The following is a 16,958-nucleotide window of genomic DNA, read 5'->3' on the forward strand; positions in this document are numbered from 1 at the left end:
CCGGGGGGGCAGCCATCAGCCCCGTAGCGAGAGACGAGCTATGCGGGGTATGTGGCGGACAGGGTGGGATTCGAACCCACGGTAGGCTTCCACCTACGGCGGTTTTCAAGACCGCTGCCTTAAACCACTCGGCCACCTGTCCCACGCGAGTCGGCTCGCGTTCGCCTGTGCATAGCGGCAAGGCGGGCGTGACCCAAGCGGAAAGCGTCAGGCGCGGCCGGCCTTCGACACTGCGCCTGATCGCGTGACCAGCCAGATGCCGGCGCAGACTAGAACCAGTGCGATCAGATAGCTCCAGCGCAACACGGATTCTCCCAGGAAAAGCGCCGACAGCGATACGCCGAAGACCGGGATCAGGAAGTTAAACGCCGCGATCATTCCCACCGGGTTGTGCTTCAACAGCAGGCTCCACACCGCAAAGGCCACTGAGGAGAGCAGAGCCAGATAGAGCAGCAGCGCGCTCGACGTCAGGTCGAAACCCTGCAGCTCTCCGCCCATCACCATGCCTGCAGCCGTCAGAATCAGGCCGCCGACAAACAGCTGCCAGCCGGTCATCACCATGGGGTCGAGGCTGCGTGACAGCCGCTTGCCGTAGATGGAGGCCGCCGCCAGGACGAAAGCCGCGATCACGATGAAACCTTCGCCCAGCAGGGTGAAGTCGAAGCCGAGCGCGCCGCCGCCCAGGTTGACCACGACCACGCCCATGAAGCCGATCACGCAGCCCAGCGCCTTGCGGCCGCTCAGTCGGTCGTCCGCATAGATGAAATGGGCCAGCACGACGCTGAAGAAGACGCTGGTCGCGTTCATGATCGAGGATTTGACGCCTGATGCATGGGCCAGGCCGATATAGAAGAAGACGTATTGGATGGCCGTCTGGGTCAGCCCAAGCAGGGCGACCTGCCCCGCCTGACGACGGCTCATCGCCAGAACAGGCTTCTTCATCGCCATGGCGACGATCAGCAGGATCGCCCCGGCCAGGGCGAAGCGCCACCCTGCAAACAACAACTGACTGGCGATGTCGGTCGGCGCGACCTTCAGAAGGGCGTAGCCGCTTTTAACGGCCGGAAAGGCGCTGCCCCACAGCGCGCAACACAGGGTGGCGAGAAGGAAGACTCCTGTGCGGGTCTTGTACAGGGAGGGGTTCAAGGCGCGGTTCTGACGTTCAGCCGGGGGGAGGGGCTTTGTCGCAAGGCCATACGCGCAAACGGGACGTTAACCAAACCGGAAACCTCCGCCGTTAATTTCGCCCAATCCATAGTCGGCCGGAGTAAAAGCAACATGTGGGCGAGACTGCTGAAGGGCGCGATGATCGCCGCCGCCTTCTCGACCCTGGCGGCGTGCGCCAGCTTGGGCGGCAAGCGCGATGCGCCGATCGGCGCGCCCGTCGTGACCGATCCGGCTCCGATCGTTTCGGGCACCATGCGTCCCTATCAGATCCGCGGTCGCTGGTACCATCCGAAGGAACAGCCCAACTATGACGAGGTGGGGCAGGCGTCCTGGTACGGCAGCTATCATCACGGGCGTTCAACCTCGACCGGCGAACGGTTCGACATGAACGGCCTGACCGCCGCCCATAAGACCCTGCCTCTGCCCAGTCTGGTCGAGGTGACGAACCGCGCCAATGGGCGCCGGGTCATATTGCGCGTCAATGATCGCGGACCCTTTGTCGATAACCGCATCATCGACCTGTCGCGCGGCGCCGCCGAGGAACTGGGCCTCCTGCAGCAAGGCGTGGGGGACGTGCGCGTCCGTTATGTCGGCCCTGCGCCGCGCCAGGGTGGAGGTACAGTCTTGCGCCGTGCTGAAGCCGGCGCCGCGCCACAACCTCATCCTCAACCTGTTCGACCTCAGGTCCAGGCCCAATCCCAAGGTCCGCGTCCCTATTACGACTCTGCGCCGTCTCAGGCCCAACCCGTTGCACAGCCCACGTACACGGCGACGCAACCGCCGGTGTCGAGCGCCTATTGGGTCCAGGCCGGCGCCTATTCTGACCGTCGCGGCGCAGACCAGGTCGCACGACGCCTCGGCGACAAGGCCGTGGTGCAGAACATCGACAGGAACGGCCGGCCGCTTTTCCGAGTCGTGGTTGGTCCCTGGCCTGATGCGGGAGCTGCCGAAAGGGCTCGTCAGGCCGTCATGGCGCGCGGCTTTGACGATGCCTTGTTGATAGGCGGCTGAACGGGCTTGCTTCCCGCGCCTCGCTCGCCATTGTGCGCGGGTGCAGCGAGGCAGATTCATCACTTTCGAAGGCGGCGAGGGCGCCGGCAAGACGACCCAGGCGCGCCTGCTGGTCGACCGCTTGCGCGCGCTGGGCCTCGACGTGCTCCAGACGCGCGAACCCGGCGGATCGCCGGGAGCTGAAGAAATCCGCAACATCGCCGTGTCGGGCGAGGCTGATCGCTGGTCGGCGCGCACAGAGACCCTGCTGATGTATGCGGCCCGCTCGGACCATCTGGAGCGGACGATTCTACCTGCGCTTGAGGCTGGGCGCTGGGTGGTCTGCGATCGGTTCGCCGATTCCAGCCGCGTCTACCAAGGCGCAGGCGGCGGGACGCCGGAAAGCCTGATCGAAGCGCTGGACGACGCCGTGGTCAACGGCGACCAGCCGGACTTGACCCTGGTGTTCGACCTGCCGGTCGAGGTCGGTCTGGATCGGGCCTTCGGGCGCGGCCTGTTCGAAACCCGGTTCGAATCCAAGGGCCTGACCTTCCATCAGAAACTGCGCGACGGCTTCCTTCAGGTGGCCGAGCGTCATCCCGAGCGTTGCGTCGTTCTTGATGCGACGGGCGAGGTCGACGACGTCTCAGCCCGGCTGTGGGCCGTGGTGGAGGAGCGGCTGCTTTGAGCGAGCATCCGCGTGACCGTTTCGACCTGATCGCCGACATCCAGGCCGAGGAAGCCTTTCTGGACGCGCTGAACCGAGGGCGGCTGCACCACGCCTGGCTGTTGTGCGGGGTCGAGGGATCAGGCAAGGCCAGCTTCGCCTATCGGGCCGCCCGTCGACTTCTAGGGGCCGCGCCGGACCCGTCGCGCGGGCCGCTGGGCGCCGCGCCGCACGACCCCGTCAGTCGTCTGGTGTCCGCCCAGGCTCACCCGGATCTGCTGGTGCTGGAGCGCGCAGTCGAGGGCGGCAAGCTGAAGCGCGCCATCTCTGTCGATCAGGCTCGCGACCTGCCCGAGTTCTTCGCCAAGAGCCCGTCTCAGGCCCGGCACCGCGTCGCCATCATCGATGCGGCGGACGACTTGAACATCAACGCCGCCAACGCCTTGTTGAAAATTCTTGAGGAACCGCCTGAAAGCGGCGTGCTCTTCCTGGTCACCCATGCGCCGGGCCGATTGCTGGCCACCATCCGCTCTCGCTGTCGGCGGCTGACCTTCCCGGTTTGGCCTGAGGCGCGTCTGGCCGATCTGGTGCGTCAACGCACCGGCGTGTCCGCAGATGAGGCCTTGGCCGCGGCGGTTATGGCTGGGGGCTCGCCCGGCGCGGCTCTGGATCTGGCGTCGGGCGCCATGACCGAGGTCGACCGTCTCGCCCGCGCCTGGATCGATGGACCTGAGATTGATCGCGCAGAACAACTGGCCATCGCCGATGGCTTCCGCGGCGCTGAGGGGCAGGCGCGGTTCGAGGCCCTGATGGATCGCCTGATCGCAGCGGTGAAACGGCGGGCCGTCGACTCTGGCGGCCGCGAAGGCGCACGCTGGGCCGAGCTTTGGGGGCGGCTGTCCGACCTGCCCGATCGCGCCATCGGGCTGAATCTTGATAAGGGAGACGTCCTGGCCGGAGCCTTGGCCGACATCGCCCGCACGAAAGCCGCCGCCTGATATGCTCATCGACAGTCACGTCAACCTGCACGCCCCCCAGTTCGACGAGGATCGCGAGGCGGTGATCGACCGTGCGCGCCAGGCGGGCGTGCGGCTGATGGTCGAGATTTCCGACAAGCTGTCGACCTTCGAGGCGACGCACGCCCTGGCGATGAACAATGCCGACATCTGGTGCACGGTCGGCGTCCATCCGCACGAGGCCAAGGACTACGCCGACCTGACCGTGGATCACCTGGTTGAGCTGGCGGATCGCCCGCGCGTCATCGGCATCGGCGAATGCGGCCTAGACTTCCACTATGACCTCAGCCCGCGCGATGTTCAGGCGGCGGTCTTCCGTCAGCACATCGAGGCGGCGCGCCGCACTAACCTGCCTCTCGTGGTCCATACGCGCGAAGCCGATGAGATCATGGCCGACATCCTGCGCGAAGAGCACAGCCGCGCGCCGTTCAAGCTCCTGATGCACTGCTATACCAGCGGTCTGGAACTGGCTGAAACTGCGATGGAACTGGACGCCTGGTTCTCGGTTTCAGGCATCGCCACCTTCAAGGCGGCCGAGGAGGTGAGGGAGGTCATCCGTCGGATGCCTGAGGATCGCATCATCGTTGAAACCGACTGCCCCTACCTGGCGCCCATCCCGCATCGTGGTCGCCGGAATGAACCCGCCTATGTCGGTCTGGTGCTGGAAAAACTGGCTGAGATACGCGGTTGGACGCCTGAACAAGCCGATCAGTTGACGACCGACGCCTTCTTCAGCCTGTTCGACCGCATTCCCAAGCCCGCCGAATGAGCGGGCAGGGCGAGTTGGAAGTCGTCATTCTCGGCTGCGGCTCGTCCGGCGGCGTGCCGCGTGGCGATGGCGACTGGGGCGACTGCGACCCGGCCGAACCACGCAATCGGCGCACCCGTTGCTCCATGTTGGCGCGCCGCCATGGCCCAAACGGCGTTACCAGCGTGGTGATCGACACCTCGCCCGACTTCCGCCAGCAGATGCTGGCCGCTGAGGTCCGTCATGTCGACGCGGTTCTCTACACTCATGACCATGCGGATCAGACACACGGCATCGACGACCTTCGCGTTTTCGCCGCCCACGCGCGTCGACGCATTCCCGCCTGGATGGATGCGGCCACCCACCACGCCCTGACGCGGCGCTTCGACTACATCTTTGAGAGCCACCACGGCTATCCGGCCATCATCGAGGCCCATCGTCTTCCGCCGCACGGCCAGTCGTGGGAAGTGGAGGGGCCCGGCGGTCCCATCCCCGTCATGACTTTCGATCAGATGCACGGGCCGATCCGCTCGGTCGGATACCGCCTGGGGTCCGTCGCCTATTCAAGCGACGTCTCAGGTGTGGACGACGCGGCTCTGGAAGCCGTACGCGGCGCTCAGCTATGGATCATCGACGCGCTGCGCTACACGCCGCATCCAACCCATGCTCACGTCGATCTAGCCCTGGAGTGGATCGCACGCGCAGAGGTTTCCAAAGCCGTGCTGACCAATCTTCATATAGATTTGGATTACAACGCCTTGTCTCGGTCTCTTCCCTCGAATGTCGAGGTGGCGTTTGATGGCTGGCGAGGAAATTTCGCTCTTTGAGGGGTGCCGCGAGTAGGGCGCCCGATCAGTTCATGATCAGGGCGTAGCCCGCCTGCTGGTGATGAATGACCGTCATCAACGCCGCGAGATCGACCTGCACGCCTGGCTCCAGATCGGCTTCCGTCAGGCCGTTGGCGACCATGGACTGACCGCAAAGTCGCACCTGGACCCCGGCGGCCGTCAGGGCCCGAACAAGGGCGCTGTTCGGGTTTGTCTCACCCTTACCGCGCGCAGCCCACGCTGCATCGGACAGAGAGGCCAGAGACGCGCCGCCGTGCATCACCACGACGATCTTCCGTCGCTCTGCAGGGACGCCGTTCGCCGCCAGCATATTGGTCAGGCGCGCGACACGCTCCAGTCCTTTCAACGGCTTGTCGTCGGGACCGCCTTGGGTCAGGTCGACAATGACGCGATAGTCGCGTTGAGGGTCAGGCTGTTCGCCAGCCTGAGGCAGAGGCGTAAAGGCTCCATAGCCGGCCACGGCCTGGGCCTGAGCCGGCGCGCCCAAGGCAAGGAGGACGCAGGAGGTGATCACGGACGCGAGGACGGTGTTTTTCATGGCGTATCCATCCGTACAACGCCGTGAACGCTCAGGCTATGGGGCTGAGAACATCAAAAGCTCGATAGAATATTTCGCATAATATATCTTAGGCGATAATAATCATCTTGTGCTCCCTTCTTGCTAAGCCCTCACCGCTGATGACAGGCTTAGCGTTTCACATATCGGCGTCGCCCCCTTTGCCGTGATGGTCAGAAGGACAATCCTCATGCGAATCTTAACCCTGGCGCTCGCCGCGATGTCCATGTCCGCCAGCGCCGCCCCGTCCGATCCCGGCGAAGAAACCGCGCGCGCCGCTGCGTGGGAGAGCTGCGGAACCCTTCGCGGGGCTTCCGTCTGTACGTGGACCGCCCTGGTGCGCCGCGACGGACAGGTTTGCGCCGTGCGCCAGGACTTCGCCACCAACACCTACTACGTGCACCGTCTCATCGGCGTGACAGCCGGCGACGGCGCGCGCTTCACGCGCATTTGCGGCGACCCCGGCTCGGAAACAGACAGTTTCTGCGAAGGTCAGGCGCCTGATGGCGCTGAGAAGGTCGGTTGGACATCTTACGACCAGACTGTGCGTATCTGCGACGGCCGCCTGTCTTTCGGCGCCGCCGAATGCTCCGCAACGTCTGAAGACGATATGCGCCCCGTCGCTTTCAGCGAACTTCCGATGTCAGATGACGATCGCGCCTGGCTGACAACCTGCGCCCCGCAATAATGAGCGTCACTTCTCCGGATCAGCTGCGCCGGAAACGCGGCAATCAGGAAAACCGACAGTCACAGATCATCGACGCTGGCCTCCGCCGCGCTTTGGGCCTCGTGTTTCAGCCAGGCAGCGAAGGCTCTTGCGGGTGCGGACGCGCCGCTGCGCTTGGTCAGAACATAATACGCCAGTTCGGTGCTCAACGCGCCGTCAGCGAACGGCGCCGCCAGGCGACCTGACGCCAGATCGTCAGCTACGAAGGCATATGGCGCCAAGGCCACGCCCTGGCCGTGTGCGGCCGCCTCAATGGCCAAGGCGGTCTGATCAAAGCGCGGCCCTGCCTGGGCGTCGATGCTCGCCAACCCTCGGGCCTTGAACCAGGCCACCCAGTCTGGACGCGGTTCCTCAAGCTCGCTGGGACGCAAGTGGATCAAGGCATGACGCGCCAGGTCGGACGGACGACGCAAGGCGTTTTCGCCGATGGTTAGCGACGGCGCGCAAACCGGGGTTACGTCGGCGTCCAAAAGCTTTTCGGATCTCACGCCGGGATAGTCGCCCCGGCCATAGCGAACGGCCACATCGACCCGGCCGCCGCTGACGTCGGCCAGGCGCATGTCGGCGGACATCCAGACCTCGATCTCAGGATGAGCTGCGGCGAAACGAGCGATACGCGGCGCCAGCCACTTCGAGGCGAAGGACGGCGGCACGCTGACTGCCAAGGCGTGACGGCGGTCGGGGCGATACAGCAGATCCCCTGCCCGTTTCAGATAATCGAAACCGTCACGCAGCAGAGGATAGAGCTCGGCGCCCAGCTCAGTCAGGGCGATCTGACGGCCTTCACGGTGAAACAGCGGCGCGCCGGCGTGTTCCTCCAGAATGCGGATTTGCTGGCTGATGGCGCCGGGCGTAACCGACAGTTCTTCCGCGGCGCGGGTGATGTTGAGACGACGCGCGGCGGCCTCGAACGCCTTAAGAGCGTTGAGCGGCGGGATCCGACTCTCGGCGGCGGCCTCCTTGCGGCGGGTCATCGGCTGATCCACTCAGGCGTCGGCAGGCCGCGTGCGTTCAGGAACGCAGGGTCGTAGATCTTGCTGGCATAGCGCTGGCCCGCATCGCACAGCACGGTCACGATGGTATGGCCGGGACCGAGATCACGCGCCATGCGGATGGCGCCGGCGATGTTGACGCCGCTGGACGGGCCGAGGGACAGCCCCTCCTCCCGCACCAGGTCGAACAGGATGGGCAGAAACTCCGCGTCCTCGATCCGATAGGCGTGATCGACCGACAGGCCGTTCAGGTTGCCGGTGATGCGGTTGACGCCGATGCCCTCGGCGACCGAACCGCCCTCACCTTTCAGCACGCCCTCGGTGAACCAACTGTAGAGCGAAGCGCCCGGCACATCGGCCAGTCCGATTTTCAGCGCCGGGTTCTGTTCGCGCAGATAGGTCGTAGTTCCGGTCAGCGTCCCGCCCGAACCGACCGCGCAGATGAAACCGTCGACGCGGCCGTCGGTCTGCTTCCAGATTTCGGGCCCGGTGGCTTCATAGTGGGCCTGGCGGTTGGCCAGATTGTCGAACTGATCGGCGTAGAAGGCGCCGTTCGGCTCGCTGTCGTTCAGTTCTTCGGCCAGACGGCGCGAGAAGTGGACGAAGTGGTTCGGGCTGGCGAAAGGAGCCGGATCGACCTCGATCAGGCGGGCGCCGTGCAGGCGGACGGCGCGCTTCTTCTCTTCCGTCTGAGTGCGGGGCATGACGATGACGACCGGATGGCCCAGCGCCGCGCCGACCAAGGCTAGGCCGATGCCAGTGTTGCCCGCCGTGCCCTCGACGATCGTCCCGCCGGGCTTCAGCGCGCCGGAGGCTCGCGCGGCGCGGATGATGCTGAGCGCCGCGCGATCCTTGATCGAGCCGCCGACGTTCAGGAACTCGGCCTTGCCCAGGATTTCACAGCCCGTGGCCTCAGAGGCGCGTTTCAGGCGCACCAAGGGCGTGTTGCCGATCAGGCCGAGGACGTTAGGCGCGACAATCATGGAAAATCCGAACCATGGGGAGGAGCGCCCCTCTTAGCCACAGTTCAGATTTTCTAACAACCGCCCTAGATGTGGATCACGCGGCCATAGGCGTCGAGAGCCGCCTCGTGCATGGCCTCGGACATGGTCGGGTGCGGATAGACGATGCCGTGGATGTCTTCCTCGGTCGCTTCCATGGTGATGGCGGTGACGTAGCCCTGGATCATCTCGGTGACGTCGGCGCCGATCATGTGGGCGCCGATCAGGGCGCCGGTCTTGGCGTCGAAGATGACCTTGACGAAGCCTTCGGTCTCGCCCGCCGCGATAGCCTTGCCGTTCACCTTGAAGGGGAAGCGGCCGATCTTGACCTCGCGGCCCTCGGCCTTAGCGCCCTGCTCCGTCACACCGACCGAGGCGAGCTGCGGCTGGGCGTAGGTGCAGCCGGCGATGGGCGAGTTCACGTTCGGCGTCTTGTAGCCGGCGATGTGCTCGGCGGCGTGAATGCCTTCGTGCGAGGCCTTGTGCGCCAGCCAGGGCGCGCCGGCGCAGTCGCCGATGGCGTACAGGCCCTTCACATTGGTCTGGCAGTGGCTGTCGGTCTTGATATGGCCGCGGTCCAGTTCGACGCCCAGCGCCTCCAGACCGATGCCGTCGGTGTTGGCGGTGATGCCAACGGCCGAGATACAGACCTCGGCCTCCAGGCTATCAGCCTTGCCGTTAACTTCAAGATCGACCTTCACGCCCTTGGAATCCTTGGAGACCTTCGTCACCTTGGCGCCCAGCTTGAACTTGATGCCGCGCTTCTCGAAGCCCTTCTGGGCGGCCTTGGAGACCTCTTCGTCCTCGACCGGCATGACGCGATCGACGGCTTCCACGACCGTCACCTCGGCGCCCAGGGCGCGGTAGAAGCTGGCGAACTCGATGCCGATGGCGCCCGAGCCGATGACCACGAAGGTCTTGGGCAATTTCTTCGGCGCCAGGGCGTCGCGGTAAGCCCAGATCTTGTCGCCGTCGGCCTCAAGCCCGATCTGCGGCAGGGCGCGTGCGCGGGCGCCGACGGCCAGCATGACCGTCTTGGCCTCAATGGCGCGCGTGCCGCCGGCCTTCAGAGCCACGACGACCTTGGGCGCAGCGGCGCCTTTCTCAAGCTTGGCCGAACCTTCGATGACCTCGATCTTGTTCTTCTTCATCAGGAAGCCGACGCCCTGATTCAACTGCTTGGCCACGCCGCGCGAGCGCTGGATGATGGCGTCGAAGTCGAACGTGGCGCCCGAGGCGGACAGGCCGTAGTCCTTCAGGTGCGACAGGCTTTCGAACTTCTCGCCCGACTTCAGCAGGGCCTTGGTCGGGATGCAGCCCCAGTTCAGGCAGATGCCGCCCAGGTTCTCGCGCTCGACGATGGCGACCTTCTGGCCCAGTTGGCTGGCGCGGATGGCCGCGACGTAACCGCCGGGGCCCGAGCCGATGACGACGAGATCGAATTCTTGGGCCATGATCAGATCAACTTCTCGATGTCGGCCTTGATGGCCTCGGGTTCAGTCTGGGGCGAATAGCGCGCGACGACGCGGCCTTCGCGGTCGGTCAGGAACTTGGTGAAGTTCCATTTGATGGCTTGGGAGCCGAGGAATCCGCGCTTCTGTCGGGATAGCCACGCATAGAGGGGATGGCGGTTCGGCCCGTTGACCTCGATCTTGTCGAACAAGGGGAAGGTCACGTCGAAGCTGCTGGCGCAGAAGGCGGCGATTTCCGACGCCCTGCCCGGCTCCTGCTGGCCGAACTGGTTACAGGGGAAGCCCAGGACTTCGAACGGCGCGTCGGCGAAGTCGCGGTGCAGCTTCTCCAGCCCGTCATATTGACCGGTGAAGCCGCATTTGGACGCCGTATTGACGATCAGCAACGCCTGGCCGCGAAAGCGGTCCAGCGACACGTCCGCGCCATCAATGGCCCGGGCGGAGAAGTCATAGACCGAGGTCATGACTTCACCCTCCCCTTAAGCCAGCATCGCCACGGGATCTTCGATCAGCGGCTTGAACGCCTGCAGGAAGCGGGCGCCCGTCGCGCCGTCGACCACGCGGTGATCGCACGTCAGGGTCACGGTCATGACCGTGGCCACGGCCAGTTGCCCATCCTTGACGACCGGACGTTGCTCTCCGGCGCCCACGCTCATGATGCAGCCCTGCGGCTCATTGATGATCGAGCTGAACGACTTGATGCCGAACATGCCCAGGTTGGACACCGAGAAGGTGCCGCCCTGGAACTCTTCGGGCTTCAGCTTGCGCTCGCGGGCGCGCTTGGCCAGATCCTTGGACTCGGTCGCGATCTGCGCCAGGCCCTTGGTCTCGGCCTTGCGGATGATCGGAGTGATCAGGCCGCCGTCGATCGCCACCGCCATGGAGACGTCGGCGTTGTGGTGCATGGCGATGCCTTCTGGAGTGTAGGAGGCATTGGCCTCCGGCACCATCTTCAGGGCCAGGGCGGCGGCCTTGATGACGAAGTCGTTCACCGAGACCTTGATGCCCTGCGGCTCCAGCATCTTGTTCACCTTGGCGCGAACAGCCATCAGCTGGTCGATCTCGCAGTCGATGAATAGGGGGAAGTGCGGCACGTTCTGAATGCTGTCGACCATGCGACGCGCCACGGCCTTCTTCATCCCATCCAGCGGGATCAGGTCGTAGCTGCCGTCCGGAATGCCCATCTGGGCGAGAGACAGAACCTTGCGCGGCTCGGCGGCTGCGGCCGGAGCGACAGAAGCGGTCGAGGCGGCCGGCTTGGCGCCGCCCTTGCCGGCGGCTTCCACGTCGCGCTTGACGATACGGCCGTGCGGGCCGGTACCGGCGATGCTCTTCAGGTCCAGGCCGGCCTGGGCGGCCAGGCGGCGCGCCAGCGGCGAAGCGAAGATGCGGCCGCCGTCGTCCGATTTCGGCGCCGCCGGAGCGGGCGCTGCCGCAGCCTTCGGAGCCTCTTCCGCCTTGGGCGCTTCGGCCTTCGGCGTCTCAGCCGGGGCGTCGGCCTTCTTGGGCGCCGGCGCCACGTCATCGCCGGACAGGCGGGCGATCGGCGTATTGACCTTCACGCCCTCGGCGCCCTCCGGCACGAGGATTTCCAGCACTTCGCCTTCGTCCACGGCCTCGACTTCCATCGTCGCCTTGTCGGTTTCGATCTCGGCGATGACGTCGCCCGCCGAGACGGTGTCGCCAACCTTGACGTGCCACTTGGCCAGGACGCCCTCCTCCATCGTCGGAGACAGGGCGGGCATCAGGATGTCGGTCATTGAGCGGTCTCCGTCTGCTGGCTGGAAGCCGCCTTTTCATGCGCGGCGTCCCAGCTGTCTCGGATGGCCTTGAAGGCGGTCGGCTGGTCGAAACCGTGCATGTCGGCGTAGGCGTGAGAGAAATGCCAGGCCAGTTCGGCCAGCACGACGCCAATGTTCGCCGGTTCGCGCAGAGCCGGACGGATATTCATCCGCGGCCCGTCGACGTTCCACCACACACGGATCAGTTCCAGCACCTGCTCATCCGCGCCGTCGAGCCCTTCGGGGATCGACAGAGCCTTGGCTTCCAGGGCCTCCGTCATGCCATCACCTTCTTCACGGCGGCGACGATCTTGTCGACGCCCGGCAGGGACAGGGCTTCCAGGTTGGCGGCGTAGGGCAGCGGCACGTCTTCCTGGTGCACGCGCACCGGCGGGGCGTCCAGGTAATCGAAGGCGTGTTCGATCACGCGGGCGACCACTTCGGCGCCGACGCCCATCGGACCCCAGCCCTCTTCGGCCGAGACCAGGCGGTTGGTCTTCTTGACGCTCGCAACGATCGTTTCGTGATCCAGCGGACGCAGGGTGCGCAGGTCGACGACTTCGACCGAGATGCCTTCTTCGGCCAGCTTTTCAGCGGCCTGAAGGGCGAAGCCGACCATGCGGCTGTGCGCCGTGATGGTGACGTCCGTACCTTCACGGCGGACCTTGGCCTTGCCGATCGGCACGACGTAGTCCTCAACGTCCGGCACGTCGAACTCGTGGCCGTACATCATCTCGTGCTCGAGGAAGACGACCGGGTTCGGATCACGGATAGCGGCCTTCAGCAGGCCCTTCGCATCGGCGGCGTCATAAGGGGCGATGACCTTCAGGCCCGGCACCTGAGCGTACCAGGCCGAATAGTCCTGGCTGTGCTGGGCGGCCACGCGGGCGGCGGCGCCGTTCGGGCCGCGGAACACGATCGGGCAACGGATCTGGCCGCCCGACATGTACAGCGTCTTGGCCGCCGAGTTGATCACGTGGTCGATGGCCTGCATGCCGAAGTTCCACGTCATGAACTCGACGATGGGCTTCAGGCCCGCCATGGCGGCGCCGACGCCCAGGCCGGCGAAGCCGTGCTCGGTGATTGGAGTGTCGACCACGCGACGGTCGCCGAACTCCTGAAGCAGGTCGCGGCTGACCTTGTAGGCGCCCTGATACTGGGCGACTTCCTCGCCCATCAGGAAGACGGCCTCGTCGCGGCGCATTTCCTCGGCCATGGCGTCGCGCAGGGCGTCGCGAATGGTGGTCTTCACCAGCTTGGCGTCAGCAGGGATTTCCGGGTCGCGCAGTTCGACCTTGGGCTGAGCCGGAGCCGCGGCGGCCGTGACGGCGACAGGCGCTTCCGCTTCAACGGCGGTCATCGGTTCGGCGGCCTTGGGCGCGGGCGCAGCGGCGCCGTCTTCACCCGCCAGACGTGCGATCGGCGTGTTGACCTTCACGTTCTCAGCGCCTTCCGGCACCAGGATTTCCAGCACTTCGCCTTCATCGACGGCTTCGACTTCCATCGTCGCCTTGTCGGTCTCGATCTCGGCGATCACCTGGCCGGCCGACACGACGTCGCCCGCCTTGATGTGCCACTTGGTCAGCGTGCCCTCTTCCATCGTGGGGGACAGCGCCGGCATCAGAATGTCCGTCACGTATCAGGCCTCCACGTAGACGTCGGTGTAGAGCTCGGACGGATCCGGCTCAGGGCTCTCTTGAGCGAACTGCACGGCTTCGGCCACGATGGCCTTCACTTCGTTGTCGATCGCCTTCAGCTCGTCTTCGGTCGCCTTGGCGGCGGCGAGCAGCATCTTCAGGTGGTCGATCGGATCGCGGGTCTTCTTGACCTCGTCCACCTCTTCCTTCGTCCGGTATTTGGCCGGGTCGGACATGGAGTGGCCGCGATAGCGGTAGGTCTTCACTTCGAGAATATAGGGGCCTTCGCCGGCACGGGCGCGGGCCACGGCGCGGGCGGCGGCGTCACGCACGGCCAGCACGTCCATGCCGTCGACCTGTTCGCCCGGAATACCGAAGCTGGCGCCGCGCTGATACAGTTCGGTCGTGGACGACGAGCGCTCGATGCTCGTGCCCATGGCGTACTGGTTGTTCTCGATGATGTAGATGGCCGGCAGCTTCCACAGCTGGGCCATGTTGAAGCTCTCGTAGACCTGACCCTGGTTCGAGGCGCCGTCGCCGAAATAGACGAAGCTGACCGAGTCGTCGCCGCGGTACTTGCCCGCGAAGGCCAGGCCCGTGCCCAACGCCACCTGGGCGCCGACGATTCCGTGACCGCCGTAGAAACCGGTCGGCACGTCGAACATGTGCATCGACCCGCCCTTACCCTTGGACGACCCGCCGATGCGGCCCGTCAGCTCGGCCATGACTTCCTTCGGGTCCATGCCCGCGACCAGCATGTGGCCGTGGTCGCGATAGCCCGTGATGATCTTGTCGTAGCCCTGCTTGACGCTCTCTTGAATGCCGACGGCCACGGCTTCCTGACCGATGTACAGGTGGCAGAAGCCCCCGATCAGGCCCATGCCGTACAGTTGGCCCGCGCGCTCTTCAAAGCGGCGGATGAGGATCATCTCGCGATAGAAACGCAGCAGGTCTTCCTTGGAAGCCTGAGGCGTGTTCGGAATCTTGTCGCCCGTGCTGGGCGAGGTTTTCTGAGCGGCGGCTTTCGCCATCCGGCATCTCCCGGCTTACACCCCTGTTTCAGGGACTCTTATCGTTACAGAAAGGGGCTTTAGCAGCCTTCGTTCCCGAAACGCAAAGCGGCCAGCCAGGCTGTAACAATAGTTCAGGAGGCGCGTGTCGCGTCAGGGTTGTGGCCAGCGGGACCATTCAGCCGCACCACATAGTCGCGCGGGTCGGCGAAGCCGATCACCGCCCTCGCCCGCTCTTCCAACAGATCCTTCGACAGGCTCTCTGTGCGCAGATAGCGGACGCGGACTTCCAGATCCTGGCGCTGTTCGGCCAGACGGCTCAGTTGCGTCTGACGTTGCGCCAGCAAAGCGTCGCGTTCACCGCCACTTAGCAGGCCGCGCTCACCCGTCAGGGCTTGCACGCCCAGATAGACGATCAGCAGCAACAACAGGACGGACGGCAGGTAAGGCTTCATCTGCTCGGGCACGACGGACGCTCCTTCTGAGCGCGCATAAACACAGTGACCTATCAGTGAGCGAAAATGCCTAACGAACCGTAGCTTGGCCGTAATTGCGAACGCCGCCCCCGAGGTTCGGAGGCGGCGCCCAGCACATCTTCGTGATGCAGCTTATTTCAGCAGCATGCCGTCGCCGAAATAGGCGGCCTGGTCGCCCAGCATCTCTTCGATACGCAGCAGCTGGTTGTACTTGGCCGTCCGGTCCGAACGAGCCAGCGAACCGGTCTTGATCTGACCGCAGTTGGTGGCCACGGCCAGGTCGGCGATGGTCGAATCTTCAGTCTCGCCCGAGCGGTGCGACATGACGGCGGTGTAGCCGGCACGGTGCGCCATATCGACGGCGTCCAGGGTCTCGGACAGGGTGCCGATCTGGTTGACCTTGATCAGGATGGAGTTGGCCAGGCCTTCGCCGATACCAGCGGCCAGACGGCGCGGGTTGGTCACAAACAGATCGTCGCCGACCAGCTGGACACGGTCGCCCAGACGGTCCGTCAGCAGCTTCCAGCCATCGAAGTCGTCCTCGGCGCAGCCGTCCTCGATCGAGACGATCGGGAAGCGTTCGACCAGATCGGCCAGGTAGTTGACCATGCCCTCGGCGTCGAAGGACTTGCCCTCGCCGGTCAGCTCATACTTGCCGTTCTTGAAGAACTCGGTCGAGGCGACGTCCAGCGCCAGATGGAAATCCTCGCCCGCCAGATAGCCGGCAGCCTGGCCCGCCTTGGTGATGAAGGTCAGGGCTTCATCGGCCGAGGCCAGGTTCGGGGCGAAGCCGCCCTCGTCGCCGACGTTGGTGTTGTGGCCCGCATCCTTCAGCGCCTTCTTCAGGGCGTGGAAGATTTCGGCGCCCATGCGCAGGGCTTCCGAGAAGTTCTCGGCGCCCGTCGGCATGATCATGAATTCCTGGATGTCGATCGGGTTGTCGGCGTGGGCGCCGCCGTTGATGATGTTCATCATCGGCGTCGGCAGGATGCGGGCCGAGACGCCGCCGATGTAGCGGTGCAGCGGCAGGCCGGCCGAGATGGCGCTGGCCTTGGCCACGGCCAGCGAGACGCCCAGCATGGCGTTGGCGCCCAGGCGCGACTTGTTCTCGGTGCCGTCCAGCTCGATCAGGGCTTCGTCGATGCGGCGCTGGTCCTCGGCGTCCATGCCGGACAGGGCGTCGAAGATTTCGCCGTTGACGGCGTCGACCGCCTTCTCGACGCCCTTGCCGCCCCACACGTCCTTGTCGCCGTCACGCAGTTCGACGGCTTCGTGCGCGCCGGTCGAGGCGCCCGACGGCACCGCCGCGCGGCCGAAGCTGCCGTCTTCCAGCATCACGTCCACTTCAACCGTCGGATTGCCACGGCTGTCGAGAATCTGGCGGGCGACGATGTCGACGATATCGGTCATGAAACTTTGCGCTCTGACTGAGTTGGGAAAGGTCGGGCCGGTTTAGACCAGACCCGCTTGAATCGCCACAGCCGAGACTGCGGCGAACATATGCGAAAACGGCGCGCGAGAAACTCGCGCGCCGCTGAACTTGCGCCCGGCCGAAGCCGGATCGCCAGAGGAGACCTTAGTCTTCCTTCTGGGTCAGAACCTGACGGCCCTTGTACATGCCGCTCTTCAGGTCGATGTGGTGCGGACGACGCAGCTCGCCGGTGTCCTTGTCTTCGACATAGGTGTTGGCGCCCAGGGCGTCATGAGCGCGACGCATGTTGCGACGCGAGGGGGATACTTTGCGCTTCGGAACGGCCATGTCCGTCTCAATCTCTAAGTCGGTGCGCCGGTGAAGACGCGAAAACAACAGCGGCGGCCCCCCGATAAGAGCCGCCACGCGAGGGCGGGCTTATGCATGAAGACGCAACCG

The 16,958-nt window shown here is 65.1% G+C and carries 19 protein-coding genes and 1 tRNA gene; 6 read left to right on the forward strand and 14 right to left on the reverse strand.

Annotation, left to right across the window (positions count from 1 at the left end; genetic code table 11):
- Positions 1–52: 52 nt before the first annotated feature.
- Together B2Y21_RS11790 and B2Y21_RS11795 are read right to left on the reverse strand one after the other, a co-directional pair.
- A tRNA-Ser gene (locus tag B2Y21_RS11790) sits at positions 53–142 on the reverse strand.
- 65 nt (positions 143–207) lie between these two features.
- Entirely contained in the window at positions 208–1,146 is a 939-nt protein-coding gene (locus B2Y21_RS11795; RefSeq protein WP_292059986.1) for a DMT family transporter, read from the reverse strand.
- A 132-nt stretch (positions 1,147–1,278) separates the two neighbouring features.
- On the opposite strand from B2Y21_RS11795, the gene B2Y21_RS11800 reads away from it, so the two are divergent.
- The 5 genes from B2Y21_RS11800 to B2Y21_RS11820 are packed head-to-tail and all read left to right on the forward strand — an operon-like array spanning position 1,279 to position 5,415.
- Positions 1,279–2,178 (forward strand): septal ring lytic transglycosylase RlpA family protein, encoded by a 900-nt coding sequence (locus B2Y21_RS11800; protein ID WP_292059988.1) that lies wholly within the window; start codon positions 1,279–1,281, stop codon positions 2,176–2,178.
- A gap of 40 nt (positions 2,179–2,218) precedes the next feature.
- Positions 2,219–2,845, forward strand: coding sequence for a dTMP kinase (tmk, locus tag B2Y21_RS11805; RefSeq protein WP_292059990.1), 627 nt, complete (start codon positions 2,219–2,221; stop codon positions 2,843–2,845).
- On the forward strand, positions 2,842–3,822 hold the full coding sequence (locus B2Y21_RS11810; protein ID WP_292059992.1) for a DNA polymerase III subunit delta': 981 nt from the start codon (positions 2,842–2,844) through the stop codon (positions 3,820–3,822). The genes tmk and B2Y21_RS11810 overlap by 4 nt, the downstream gene beginning before the upstream one ends.
- A gap of 1 nt (position 3,823) precedes the next feature.
- On the forward strand, positions 3,824–4,609 hold the full coding sequence (locus B2Y21_RS11815) for a TatD family hydrolase (protein ID WP_292059993.1): 786 nt from the start codon (positions 3,824–3,826) through the stop codon (positions 4,607–4,609).
- Complete coding sequence (locus B2Y21_RS11820) at positions 4,606–5,415, forward strand: MBL fold metallo-hydrolase (RefSeq protein WP_292059995.1); 810 nt, start codon at positions 4,606–4,608, stop codon at positions 5,413–5,415. The genes B2Y21_RS11815 and B2Y21_RS11820 overlap by 4 nt, the downstream gene beginning before the upstream one ends.
- A 25-nt stretch (positions 5,416–5,440) precedes the next feature.
- Here B2Y21_RS11820 and B2Y21_RS11825 read toward each other — a convergent pair whose 3' ends face one another.
- Complete coding sequence (locus B2Y21_RS11825; RefSeq protein ID WP_292059997.1) at positions 5,441–5,974, reverse strand: DsrE family protein; 534 nt, start codon at positions 5,972–5,974, stop codon at positions 5,441–5,443.
- Between the two features lie 244 nt (positions 5,975–6,218).
- On the opposite strand from B2Y21_RS11825, the gene B2Y21_RS11830 reads away from it, so the two are divergent.
- Positions 6,219–6,680, forward strand: a complete 462-nt coding sequence (locus B2Y21_RS11830; protein ID WP_292059999.1) for a hypothetical protein — start codon at positions 6,219–6,221, stop codon at positions 6,678–6,680.
- A 59-nt stretch (positions 6,681–6,739) separates the two neighbouring features.
- On the opposite strand, the gene gcvA is transcribed toward B2Y21_RS11830, so the two are convergent.
- The 11 genes from gcvA to rpmF all read right to left on the reverse strand — a co-directional run bounded on the left by gcvA (position 6,740) and on the right by rpmF (position 16,847).
- On the reverse strand, positions 6,740–7,693 hold the full coding sequence (gene gcvA, locus B2Y21_RS11835; protein ID WP_292060002.1) for a transcriptional regulator GcvA: 954 nt from the start codon (positions 7,691–7,693) through the stop codon (positions 6,740–6,742).
- A complete protein-coding gene (locus B2Y21_RS11840; protein ID WP_292060004.1) occupies positions 7,690–8,694 on the reverse strand; it encodes a cysteine synthase A in 1,005 nt (334 codons plus the stop codon). Before B2Y21_RS11840 ends, gcvA begins: the two co-directional genes overlap by 4 nt.
- Positions 8,695–8,759: 65 nt before the next feature.
- On the reverse strand, positions 8,760–10,166 hold the full coding sequence (lpdA, locus tag B2Y21_RS11845; RefSeq protein ID WP_292060005.1) for a dihydrolipoyl dehydrogenase: 1,407 nt from the start codon (positions 10,164–10,166) through the stop codon (positions 8,760–8,762).
- A 2-nt stretch (positions 10,167–10,168) separates the two neighbouring features.
- Positions 10,169–10,648, reverse strand: coding sequence for a glutathione peroxidase (locus B2Y21_RS11850; RefSeq protein WP_200165081.1), 480 nt, complete (start codon positions 10,646–10,648; stop codon positions 10,169–10,171).
- 15 nt (positions 10,649–10,663) lie between these two features.
- On the reverse strand, positions 10,664–11,944 hold the full coding sequence (locus B2Y21_RS11855; RefSeq protein ID WP_292060008.1) for a pyruvate dehydrogenase complex dihydrolipoamide acetyltransferase: 1,281 nt from the start codon (positions 11,942–11,944) through the stop codon (positions 10,664–10,666).
- Positions 11,941–12,246 carry a DUF5076 domain-containing protein gene (locus tag B2Y21_RS11860; RefSeq protein WP_292060011.1) on the reverse strand — a complete coding sequence of 102 codons (306 nt, stop codon included), beginning with the start codon at positions 12,244–12,246 and terminating at the stop codon, positions 11,941–11,943. Before B2Y21_RS11860 ends, B2Y21_RS11855 begins: the two co-directional genes overlap by 4 nt.
- The gene (locus B2Y21_RS11865) at positions 12,243–13,601 is read right to left on the reverse strand and encodes a pyruvate dehydrogenase complex E1 component subunit beta (protein ID WP_292060013.1); all 1,359 of its coding nucleotides are present in this window, start codon (positions 13,599–13,601) and stop codon (positions 12,243–12,245) included. The genes B2Y21_RS11860 and B2Y21_RS11865 overlap by 4 nt, the downstream gene beginning before the upstream one ends.
- Positions 13,602–13,604: 3 nt before the next feature.
- On the reverse strand, positions 13,605–14,633 hold the full coding sequence (gene pdhA, locus B2Y21_RS11870; protein ID WP_125900302.1) for a pyruvate dehydrogenase (acetyl-transferring) E1 component subunit alpha: 1,029 nt from the start codon (positions 14,631–14,633) through the stop codon (positions 13,605–13,607).
- 113 nt (positions 14,634–14,746) lie between these two features.
- On the reverse strand, positions 14,747–15,067 hold the full coding sequence (locus tag B2Y21_RS11875) for an FtsB family cell division protein (RefSeq protein ID WP_200165497.1): 321 nt from the start codon (positions 15,065–15,067) through the stop codon (positions 14,747–14,749).
- 153 nt (positions 15,068–15,220) lie between these two features.
- Entirely contained in the window at positions 15,221–16,498 is a 1,278-nt protein-coding gene (eno, locus tag B2Y21_RS11880; RefSeq protein WP_292060017.1) for a phosphopyruvate hydratase, read from the reverse strand.
- A 166-nt stretch (positions 16,499–16,664) separates the two neighbouring features.
- Complete coding sequence (rpmF, locus tag B2Y21_RS11885; RefSeq protein WP_087139335.1) at positions 16,665–16,847, reverse strand: 50S ribosomal protein L32; 183 nt, start codon at positions 16,845–16,847, stop codon at positions 16,665–16,667.
- Positions 16,848–16,958: the final 111 nt, after the last annotated feature.

The sequence above is a fragment of the Brevundimonas sp. UBA5936 genome (assembly GCA_002430835.1).
GTDB lineage: Bacteria > Pseudomonadota > Alphaproteobacteria > Caulobacterales > Caulobacteraceae > Brevundimonas.